The following is a 9,872-nucleotide window of genomic DNA, read 5'->3' as shown; positions in this document are numbered from 1 at the left end:
GGCAGCAGGGCGTGGTTGTGGGGCGGGCCGGCGCGGCCGCCGCCCCGCCCCCCGCGGCCGCCCGGCCCCCCGACGACCCACCCGAGTGGCTGCCCGCGGCGGCCGCCCCCCTCGCCGACATCCATGCCGAAGCTCATGCCACCTGGGAGGTGCGTCTCTTTGCGTCCTGACACCCTTGCGTCCGAGGCCGACCGGAATCCCGCCCCGCACGACGAGACCGTTCCGCACACCCACCCTGAACCGGGGGTGGACCCGCATCCGCCGCTGGCACTCCCCGGCCGGGCGCTGCGCGTCGGCATCGGCGGGCCGGTCGGGTCCGGCAAGACCGCACTGGTGGCGGCCCTGTGCCGGGCGTTCGCCGGGGAGCTGCGACTCGGCGTGGTCACAAACGACATCTACACGACCGAGGACGCCGACTTCCTCAAGCGGGCCGGTGTGCTGGACCCGGCCCGGATCCGCGCCGTGGAGACCGGCTGCTGCCCGCACACCGCCATCCGGGACGACATCGGGGCCAACCTCGACGCCGTGGACGAGCTGGCCGAGGTGGTCGGCCCGCTGGATCTGGTGCTTGTCGAGAGCGGCGGGGACAACCTGACCGCCACGTTCAGCCGGGGTCTGGTGGACCGGCAGATCTTCGTGGTCGACGTGGCCGGCGGAGACAAGGTGCCGCGCAAGGGCGGACCCGGTGTGACGTCCGCCGACCTGCTCGTGATCAACAAGACCGACCTGGCCCCGATGGTGGGCGCGGACCTGGCGGTCATGGACCGGGACGCGCGGGCCCGGCGCGGCGACCTGCCGACCGTGTTCCTGTCGATCGTCGGCGACCCGGCGGCGGGGCAGGTCGCCGACTGGATCCGCCACGAACTGGCCCACCACGCGGCAGCGCATCCGGTCGCCGCGCGGGTCGGCCCGGCCTGATGCGCGCGTACGCCCGGCTGATGGCCCGGGCCGATGGCCGGGGCGGCACGGTCCTCGCCGAGCTGCGCGGCGAGACGCTGCTGCTGCTGCGACAGACGCCCGGCACCGGTCGTGTCGCGACCGTGTACGTCGTCGGCGGGGCGGCCGGCCCGCTCGCCGGCGACGACCTGCGGCTGGAGATCGACGTGGGACCGGGGGCGGCGGTGCGGGTACACACCGTCGCCGCCTCGGTCGCCCTGCCCGGCCGGCCCGGCGTCGCGTCGCGAATGGCGGTCCGTGCGGTGGTGCACGACGGCGGCGCACTGCACTGGTTGCCCGAGCAACTGGTGGCGGCGGCCGGCTGCGCCCACCTCGCCGAGTCCCGCGTCGAGCTGGCCGCCGGGGCGAGGCTGACCTGGCGCGACGAGGTGATCTGCGGCCGGTACGGCGAGGCGCCGGGCAGCGCTGTCGTCCACACCCGGGTCGACTACGACGGCCGGCCGCTCCTGCGCCAGTCGCTGGCAGTGGGACCGGACGCGCCCGGCTGGTCCGGCCCCGCGGTGCTCGGCGACGCGCCGGCCACCGGGTCGCTGCTGGTGGTGGACCCGTCGCTGACCCACGAGACCGCGATGGTCGAGGGTACCGTCGCCCGGCTGCCCCTGGCAGGTGGTCCGGCGACACTGTGGACCGCCACCGCTCCCGACGCGCACACGCTGCGCGCCCACCTCGACGGCGAGCCGCTGCTCACCGAGGTGTAGTGAGGCGAAGGCCGGCCGCCTCGACGTGGTCGCGGCGACCCGCCGGATCGAGCCGGGCGATCAGGTCGGCGAGCTGGCCGAGCAGGACGGTGTCGGCCGGGACGCCCGCCTCGGCGAGGCTGGTCCGGACCCGCTCGTCGAGGCGGGCGTGCTCGCGGCGGCCCCGGGCGGTCAGATAGGCCCGGATACGCCGGCGGTCCAGCGGGTCGATCCGCCGGAACACCAGGTTACGGTCGACGAGCTGGTCGACCAGCTTGGTGAGGGTCCCCGGCGGCAACGACGCCTCGGCGGACACCTCGCTCATCGGATGGCCCTGACCGTCGGCGAGCAGGCAGAGCACGCGCCACGCCTCGGTGGTCAGGTCGTCGTCGGCCAGAACGGCGGCCAACCGGCGGGAGAGCAGGCGTTCGGCGCGGGTGAGCGAGCGCAGCAGATCGGCTGGCGCCCCGGGCACGTCTGACATGGAACTCCCTGGGCCGGTGGCCCTGTCATGGTAGCGACTCGTCCCGGTCCGTGGAGAGCTGTGGTTTTCCCACGTCGGCCGGGCAATCATGGGCTCATGTCCGCGCCGGCACCGCCGTGGCTCACAGTCGATCGGGCCGTGGTCGGCATCGCGCTGGTGTACCCGATGCGCGGGCCGGCGGGAATGTTCGGCCCGACCTGCGAACTCTGTGCCCAGCTCGCGGTCGAGGAGATCAACGCCTCCGGCGGGGTGCTGGGCCGCGAGGTGCGGCTGGTGCCGGTCGACGGTGGCGCCCCGCCGGCCGAGGTGGCCGCCCAGGTGGAGGCGCTGGTGTCGGTGGGCGCCGTGCAGGGCGTGACCGGCTGGCACATCTCCTCGGTGCGGCAGGCGCTCGCGCCCCGGGTCGCGCACCGCGTGCCGTACGTCTACACCGCCCTGTACGAGGGCGGTGAGCGTACCGAGGGGGTCTATCTGACCAGCGAGACGCCGGACGCCCAGCTGTGGCCGGCGATGCGGCTGCTCGCGGGGGAGCGGGGCGTGCGCCGCTGGTTCGTGGTCGGCAACGACTACGTGTGGCCCCGGCACACCGCGCGGGCGGCTCAGCGGTACGCGTTGCGCGGTGGTGGCCGCGTGGTGGGGCAGGCGTTCCTGCCGTTGGAGACGCACGACTTCGACGACGTGTTGCGCCGGATCGAGCGCAGCGAGGCCGATGCCGTGGTGATGCTGCTCGTCGGCGCGGACGCGGTGCGGTTCAACCGGGCGTTCGCGCGTGCCGCGATGGACCAGCGCTGCCTGCGGCTGAGCACCCTGATGGACGAGAACATGCTGCTGGCCAGCGGGGCGGGCGCGACGCGGCGCCTCTACAGCACGGCGGGTTTCTTCGCCGGCCTCGTGACGCAGGAGAACCTCGACTTCCACGGCGAGTTCGCCCACCGGTTCGGGGTGGAGGCGCCGCCGCTGGGCAGCCTGGGGGAGTCCTGCTACGAGGGCGTGATGCTGCTCGCCGCCCTGATCGGGCAGGCCCGCACCCTCGACGTGCGGGCGATCGAGACGGCTGCCGACACGGTGGCGTACCACGGGCCGCGCGGTCGGCTGCAGCTGCGTCGGCGGCACGTGCGTCAGCGGATCTACCTCGCCGAGGCCGACGGCCTGGACTTCACAGTGCTCGCCCAGATCTGACCGTCCGATGCGGACCCTTGACACGTCCACCCGGCCCGGCCCTAAGATGCTTCCTGCGTGAAGTATCTACCCCGACGGGTGGATACCGCGAATCTATGTCCACCGTCGGCGGAATTTGTCCGCCGACCATTGTGGTGGCAATTCTTCATCGCTTCGACCGCGGCTGAAACCGTCTTGCATCAGACGGTCTCGGTCGTTGTGGCGTGCGCTCTCTCCACCGGCGCGGGAAACAGTCAATTAAGGGCGGGGAAACGTTAACGCAATCATGCCGGTCGACGCTTTGCGTGCCCGTAACCGACGCGATGACCATGGCCGACGTCCACCCGCCGGCCTCGGCATCGCCGACTCCACCGGACCGCACCGACCGTCCTTTCGCTACTTGAGTGCACCGCAGGGAGATTAGATGTCAGTTCTTCGGAGCCGCCGCATCCTGGCGGGTGCCATGACCCTCGTCGCCGCGGCGGCCATGACCGCGTGCGGCAGTAAGACCAGCGACGAGGGCGGCGCGGCCGGTGTCACCGCCGACGTCTCCGGCGACACCGTCAAGGTGGGCCTGCTCAACTCGCTCTCCGGCACCATGGCGATCAGCGAGGTCACCGTCCGCGACTCCATCATGCTCGCCGTCGAGGAGATCAACGCGGCCGGCGGCGTCCTCGGCAAGAAGATCCAGCCGGTAGGGGAGGATGGCGCCTCGGACTGGCCCACCTTCGCGGAGAAGGCCGAGAAGCTGATCTCCGAGGACCGGGTGGCGGCCGTCTTCGGCTGCTGGACGTCGGCCAGCCGCAAGGCGGTCAAGCCGGTGTTCGAGAAGAACAAGGCGCTGCTGTTCTACCCGGTGCAGTACGAGGGTCTGGAACAGTCGCCCTACATCTTCTACACCGGCGCGACGACCAACCAGCAGATCGTCCCCGGGCTCGACTACCTCAAGGCCCAGGGAACGAAATCGGTCTACCTGGTCGGCAGCGACTACGTCTTCCCGCGGACGGCGAACAAAATCATCAAGGCGTACGCGGCGGCGAACGGGATGACAGTGGTCGGTGAGGATTACGCGCCGCTCGGTTCCACCGAATTCGGCACGATCGTCAACAAGGTCAAATCGTCCGGCGCGAAGGCCGTCTTCAACACCCTCAACGGCGACAGCAACGTGGCTTTCTTCAAGGAGTACAAGTCAGCCGGGCTGACCGCCGCCGCGATGCCCGTGGTGTCGGTGTCCATCGCCGAGGAGGAGGTCAAGAGCATCGGCACCCAGTACCTGGAGGGGCAGCTGACCGCCTGGAACTACTACCAGACCACGCCCGGCGCGGCCAACGGCAAGTTCGTGGCCGCGTACAAGGCGAAGTACGGCGCGGACAAGCCGACGAGCGACCCGATGGAGGCCGCCTACGTCAGCGTCTACCTGTGGAAGGCGATGGTCGAGAAGGCCGGCGCGTTCGACGTCGAGAAGGTCCGCGGTGCCTCCGACGGCATCACCTTCGAGGCGCCGGAGGGCCTGGTCACCGTCGACGGCAAGACCCAGCACATCGCCAAGACCGCCCGCATCGGCAAGGTCGGCGCCGACGGCCTGATCACCGAGGTGTGGAACTCCGGCAAGCCGATCGCGCCGGACCCGTACCTGAAGACCTATCCGTGGGCGAGCGGCCTGAGCTGACGACGCCGGCCCCGGGCGGGCACCGCGACGACGCGCCCCGCCCGGGTCCCCGACCAGCAGTACGGAGTACCCACCGTGACAGTCCTCTTCGGTCAACTCTTCACCGGCATCAGCATCGGCGCGGTGCTGCTGCTCATCGCGCTCGGGCTGGCGCTGACCTTCGGCCAGATGAACGTCATCAACATGGCGCACGGCGAGTTCATCATGGCCGGCGCCTACACCACGTACGTGCTGCAACAGAGCATCACCGGCGCCGGCCTGTCGCTGCTGGTCGCGCTGCCGGTGGCGTTCGTGGTCGCCGGCACGATGGGGGTGCTGCTGGAGATCCTGCTGATCCGCCGGCTCTACGCCCGTCCCCTGGACACCCTGCTGGTCACCTGGGGCGTGTCCCTGATGCTGCAACAGCTCGCCCGGGACATCTTCGGCAGCCCCAACGTGCAGACCCGCGCGCCGGACCTGCTCACCGGCAACGTGGCGGTGCCCGGCGGCCTGACGGTCGCCAACAACCGGCTGTTCATCCTGGCCCTGGCCCTGGCCGCCGTCGCCGTCCTCACGCTGGCGCTCCGGTTCACCCCGTTGGGGCGCCGGATCCGCGCGGTCGTGCAGAACCGCGACCTCGCCGCGGTGTCCGGCATCCCCACCGCCCGGGTCGACCGGACGACCTTCTTTCTCGGCTCGGGTCTGGCCGGGCTCGCCGGGGTGGCGCTCACCCTGCTCGGCCCGATCGGCCCGACCATGGGCACCAACCTGATCATCGACGCCTTCCTGGTCGTCGTGGTCGGCGGGATCGGTCAGCTCAAGGGCAGCGTGATCGTCGCCTTCGCCCTCGGGGTCCTCCAGGCCACCGGGGAGTACCTCACGACCCTCAGCGTCGCCAAGGTGATCGTCTTCGTGGCGATCGTCGCGTTCCTCCAGTGGCGGCCACAGGGCCTGTTCACCCTGCGGACCAGGAGCCTCGCATGACCGCCGTGACACCCGCGCCGCCGAGCACCGCCGGCGCACCGGCCCCGGCAGGCAACGCGCCTGAAAGCCGGTCGGGTGGCCGGTCCCGGCTGCGCGCGGCGGCGGGGTTCGCGTTCGGCGCGGCGCTGCTGTTCGCCGTCGCGCCGCTGGCGCTGTCGGACTTCCGGCTGGCCCTGCTCGCCAAGTACCTCTGCGTCGCCATGGTCGCCGTCGGCATCGGCATCGCCTGGGGACGCGGCGGCATGCTCACCCTCGGCCAGGGCGTCTTCTTCGGCCTGGGCGGCTACGCGATGGCCATGCACCTCAAGCTCGCCGACGCGGGTCCCGGTGGGATGCCCGACTTCATGCAGCTGTACGGGCAGCTCGACGAACTACCGGTCTGGTGGCGGCCGTTCGCCAGCCCGTGGTTCGCACTGCCGGCCACGGTGCTGCTGCCGATGGCCGTCGCCTTCGGGCTCGGCTCACTGGTGTTCCGCCGCCGGGTGCGGGGCGCGTACTTCGCCATCCTCAGCCAGGCTCTCGCCGCCGCCATGGTGATCCTGTTGATCGGCCAGCAGGGGACCACTGGTGGCACCAACGGGCTCACCGACATCCAGGGCTTCTTCGGCTACGACCTGGACGACCCGGTCAACCAGCGGATGGTCTACTTCATCATCGCCGGCGTCCTGCTCGCGTTGCTCGCGCTGGCCCGCCAGATCGTCCACAGCCGCTACGGGGAACTGCTGGTGGCGGTGCGCGACAGCGAGGAGCGGGTCCGCTTCCTCGGCTACGACCCGGCGTCGGTCAAGCTCGTCGCCTACGTGGTGGCGGCGGGTATGGCGGGCCTCGCCGGCGCGCTGTTCGTGCCGGCGGTGGGCATCATCTCGCCCGCCCTCATCGGTATCGTGCCGTCGATCGAGTTCGTCATCGGTGTGGCGGTGGGCGGCCGGGCCACGCTGCTCGGGCCGGTGCTCGGCGCGGTGGCGGTCGCCTGGGCGCGTACCGCCCTCTCCGAACGTTTCCCGGGCACCTGGACGTACCTGCAGGGCCTGCTGTTCGTGGTGGTGGTGGCGTTCCTTCCCGGCGGCCTGGCGTCGCTGTGGGCGCTGGCCCGCCGCCGCGGCGGACGGGCGGGGGTGGAGACACCGTGAGCGACGACCGGCTGGACGGGCTGTCCGTCCGTGACGTGCGGGTCAGCTTCGACGGCTTCACCGCCGTCGACGGCGTCTCGCTGGAGGTGCCCGCCGGTGACATCCGGTTCCTGATCGGGCCGAACGGCGCCGGCAAGACCACAGTGGTCGACGCGATCACCGGTCTGGTGCGGGCCACCGGCTCGGTGCGCTTCGGCGACCAGGAACTGCTGGGCCGCCCGGTGCACCGGATCAGCCGGCTCGGCATCGGCCGGACGTTCCAGACGTCGGCGGTCTTCGAGGAGCTGTCGGTCGTGCAGAACCTCGACATCGCCGCGGGCGCCCGCCGGAGCTGGGCCACCCTGGCCCGGCGCCGGCGGGGGATCCCCGACGAGGTGGCCGCCGCGCTGGAGACCATCGGGCTGACCGGCTGGGCCGACCAGCTCGCCGGCACGCTCGCGCACGGCCAGAAGCAGTGGCTGGAGATCGGCATGCTGCTGGTGCAGGACGCGCGGCTGCTGCTGCTCGACGAGCCGGTCGCCGGGATGAGCCACGAGGAGCGCGACGCCACGGGCGCCCTGCTGGAGACGGTGAGCCGGGACCGCACGGTGGTGGTGATCGAGCACGACATGGACTTCCTGCGTCGCTTCGCGCGCAGCGTCACAGTGCTGCACGCGGGGAAGGTGCTCAGCGAGGGCACTGTTGCGCAGGTCCAGGCGGACCCGCGCGTGCAGGAGGTCTACCTCGGCCACCCGGTCGACGCCGGGCCGGTCCCCAGCGGTCTGGAGGCATGATGCTGACCCTGCGCGGGGTGCACGCCGGATACGGGCGTTCCCGGGTGCTGCACGGCGTGGACCTCGCCGTCCCGCCCGACGGGGTGGCCGCGGTGCTCGGGCACAACGGCGCCGGCAAGAGCACCCTGCTGCGGGTCGCGGCGGGCCTGCTGCGGCCGACCGCGGGCACCGTCGAGCTGGACGGCGAGGACGTCACCCGTCTCGCGCCGCACGAGCGGGTGACGCGCGGCATGGCGTACGTCCCGCAGGGCCAGCAGTGCTTCCCGCACCTGACGGCGGCGGAGAACCTGCGCCTCGTCGCCGACGCCCGGCGCGACGGCGCGGTGGCGACGGCGGAGGTGCTGGACCTGTTCCCGGCGCTGCGTCCGCTGCTGCGGCGGCGCGCCGGACTGCTCTCCGGTGGTCAGCGTCAGCAACTCGCCGTCGCCCGCGCGTTGATCACCCGGCCGCGGCTGCTCATGCTCGACGAGCCGACCGAGGGCATCCAGCCGTCGGTGGTCGCCGAGATCCAGGAGCGGATCGTCGAGCTGACCCGGCAGTCCGGCTTCAGCGTGCTGCTCGTCGAGCAGCACCTCGGGTTCGCGCTGCGGGTGGCGAACCGCTACCACGTCCTCGAATCCGGCCGGGTCACCTCGCACGGCGACGGGGGAGTCGAGGCGGAGCGGGAGGTACGCGCGGCCCTCGCGGTCTGACCCGATACGTCGGTATCGATTTACATTGACAGCCGTCTTTACTAACATCGTGGCTGGGAGTCGCCAAGCGCTGCTGGGCAGCAGTGCCGTCCACCCCTGGGACGGCTTTAATCGATCGGCGTCACCTTCTCCGGGGTGGGCACCCAGCGAGGGCCACTGGGCGCCGGCGCATCCACTGGAGCATCATGAGAATCTCACGGACAGCACGCCGTCTGGGACTGGGCGCGGTCGCAGTTCTCGTCGCCTCGTTCACGATGGTCGTCGTCAATCACGCCGTTCCGGCCTCGGCGCACGGATCGGTCACCAACCCGCCGTCACGCAACTACGGATGTTACGAGCGCTGGGGTTCCGACCACCTCAACCCCACGATGGCCCAGACCGACCCGATGTGCTGGCAGGCGTGGCAGGCCAACCCGAACACGATGTGGAACTGGAACGGCCTGTACCGCGAGAACGTCGGCGGCAACCACCAGGCCGCCGTGCCGGACGGGCAGCTGTGCAGCGGCGGTCGCACCCAGAACGGCCTGTACGCCTCGCTCGACGCGGTCGGCGCGTGGACCGCGAAGCCGATGCCGAACAACTTCACGCTGACGCTGACCGACGGCGCCAAGCACGGTGCCGACTACATGTTGATCTACATCACCAAGCAGGGCTTCGACCCGACCACCCAGCCCCTCACCTGGAACAGCCTCGAACTGGTGCTGCGCACCGGCAGCTACCCGACCACCGGGCTCTACGAGGCGCAGGTGAACGCGGGCAACCGCACCGGGCGGCACGTCATCTACACCATCTGGCAGGCATCCCACCTCGACCAGCCGTACTACCTCTGCAGTGACGTGATCTTCGGCGGTGGTGGCACCCCGCCGCCGACGACCCCGCCGCCCACCACGCCGCCGCCCACCACTCCGCCGCCGACGACTCCGCCGCCCACCACGCCGCCGCCGGCGGGCAACGGTGCCTGCACCGCCACCTTCCGCAAGACCAGCGAGTGGTCCGGTGGCTTCGGCGCCGACGTCACCGTCCGGGCCGGCAACGCCGCCATCTCCGGATGGACTGTGGCGTGGACCTGGCCCAACGGCCAGAGCATCACCAACGCCTGGAACGCGACGGTCACCTCGAGCGGTTCGTCGGTCACCGCGTCGAACGTCGCCTACAACGGTTCGCTGAGCGCCAGCGCCACCACCAGCTTCGGCTTCAACGCCTCCTGGAACGGCACCAACTCCACACCCACCCTCACCTGCACCGCTCGGTAACAGCGCATCTGCGGTGGGGGGGGGGGGGCGGGCGCCCCCCCCCCCCACCACCCCGGACAGGTGCGCCTGGGAGACGCCGCAGACCTGGTTGTACGGCCGCTGCAAGGCGTGGAACT

10 protein-coding genes are annotated in these 9,872 nt (G+C 71.5%); 9 read left to right on the top strand and 1 reads right to left on the bottom strand.

All coding sequences use genetic code 11. The features are described 5' to 3' along the window. Positions 1-246 precede the first annotated feature (246 nt). Positions 247-918 (top strand): urease accessory protein UreG, encoded by a 672-nt coding sequence (gene ureG, locus AC2CHG_RS27175; RefSeq protein ID WP_402813370.1) that lies wholly within the window; start codon positions 247-249, stop codon positions 916-918. After that, positions 918-1,655 carry an urease accessory protein UreD gene (locus AC2CHG_RS27170; protein ID WP_484525870.1) on the top strand — a complete coding sequence of 246 codons (738 nt, stop codon included), beginning with the start codon at positions 918-920 and terminating at the stop codon, positions 1,653-1,655. The genes ureG and AC2CHG_RS27170 overlap by 1 nt, the downstream gene beginning before the upstream one ends. Here AC2CHG_RS27170 and AC2CHG_RS27165 read toward each other — a convergent pair. After that, positions 1,642-2,118, bottom strand: a complete 477-nt coding sequence (locus tag AC2CHG_RS27165) for a MarR family winged helix-turn-helix transcriptional regulator (protein WP_402813376.1) — start codon at positions 2,116-2,118, stop codon at positions 1,642-1,644. The two genes, AC2CHG_RS27170 and AC2CHG_RS27165, sit on opposite strands and share 14 nt — an antisense overlap. A 96-nt stretch (positions 2,119-2,214) precedes the next feature. Between AC2CHG_RS27165 and AC2CHG_RS27160 the strand changes: the two genes are divergently transcribed. The 7 genes from AC2CHG_RS27160 (at position 2,215) to AC2CHG_RS27130 (ending at position 9,756) form a co-directional block, all read left to right on the top strand. Next, the gene (locus AC2CHG_RS27160; RefSeq protein ID WP_484525869.1) at positions 2,215-3,297 is read left to right on the top strand and encodes a substrate-binding domain-containing protein; all 1,083 of its coding nucleotides are present in this window, start codon (positions 2,215-2,217) and stop codon (positions 3,295-3,297) included. 403 nt (positions 3,298-3,700) lie between these two features. Next, positions 3,701-4,945 (top strand): urea ABC transporter substrate-binding protein, encoded by a 1,245-nt coding sequence (gene urtA, locus AC2CHG_RS27155; RefSeq protein ID WP_402813382.1) that lies wholly within the window; start codon positions 3,701-3,703, stop codon positions 4,943-4,945. Positions 4,946-5,020: 75 nt separating this feature from the next. Continuing rightward, positions 5,021-5,908 (top strand): urea ABC transporter permease subunit UrtB, encoded by an 888-nt coding sequence (gene urtB, locus AC2CHG_RS27150; protein ID WP_484525868.1) that lies wholly within the window; start codon positions 5,021-5,023, stop codon positions 5,906-5,908. Continuing rightward, a complete protein-coding gene (gene urtC / locus AC2CHG_RS27145) occupies positions 5,905-7,038 on the top strand; it encodes an urea ABC transporter permease subunit UrtC (RefSeq protein WP_484525867.1) in 1,134 nt (377 codons plus the stop codon). The genes urtB and urtC overlap by 4 nt, the downstream gene beginning before the upstream one ends. Beyond that, positions 7,035-7,811 carry an urea ABC transporter ATP-binding protein UrtD gene (urtD, locus tag AC2CHG_RS27140; protein ID WP_484525866.1) on the top strand — a complete coding sequence of 259 codons (777 nt, stop codon included), beginning with the start codon at positions 7,035-7,037 and terminating at the stop codon, positions 7,809-7,811. The genes urtC and urtD overlap by 4 nt, the downstream gene beginning before the upstream one ends. Beyond that, complete coding sequence (gene urtE, locus AC2CHG_RS27135) at positions 7,808-8,503, top strand: urea ABC transporter ATP-binding subunit UrtE (RefSeq protein ID WP_484525865.1); 696 nt, start codon at positions 7,808-7,810, stop codon at positions 8,501-8,503. The genes urtD and urtE overlap by 4 nt, the downstream gene beginning before the upstream one ends. A gap of 185 nt (positions 8,504-8,688) precedes the next feature. Continuing rightward, entirely contained in the window at positions 8,689-9,756 is a 1,068-nt protein-coding gene (locus AC2CHG_RS27130; protein WP_484525864.1) for a lytic polysaccharide monooxygenase auxiliary activity family 9 protein, read from the top strand. The last annotated feature ends 116 nt before the right edge of the window (positions 9,757-9,872 follow it).

Source organism: Micromonospora sp. ATLC20, from assembly GCF_057196585.1.
This window is presented reverse-complemented; position numbering and strand designations above follow the sequence as displayed.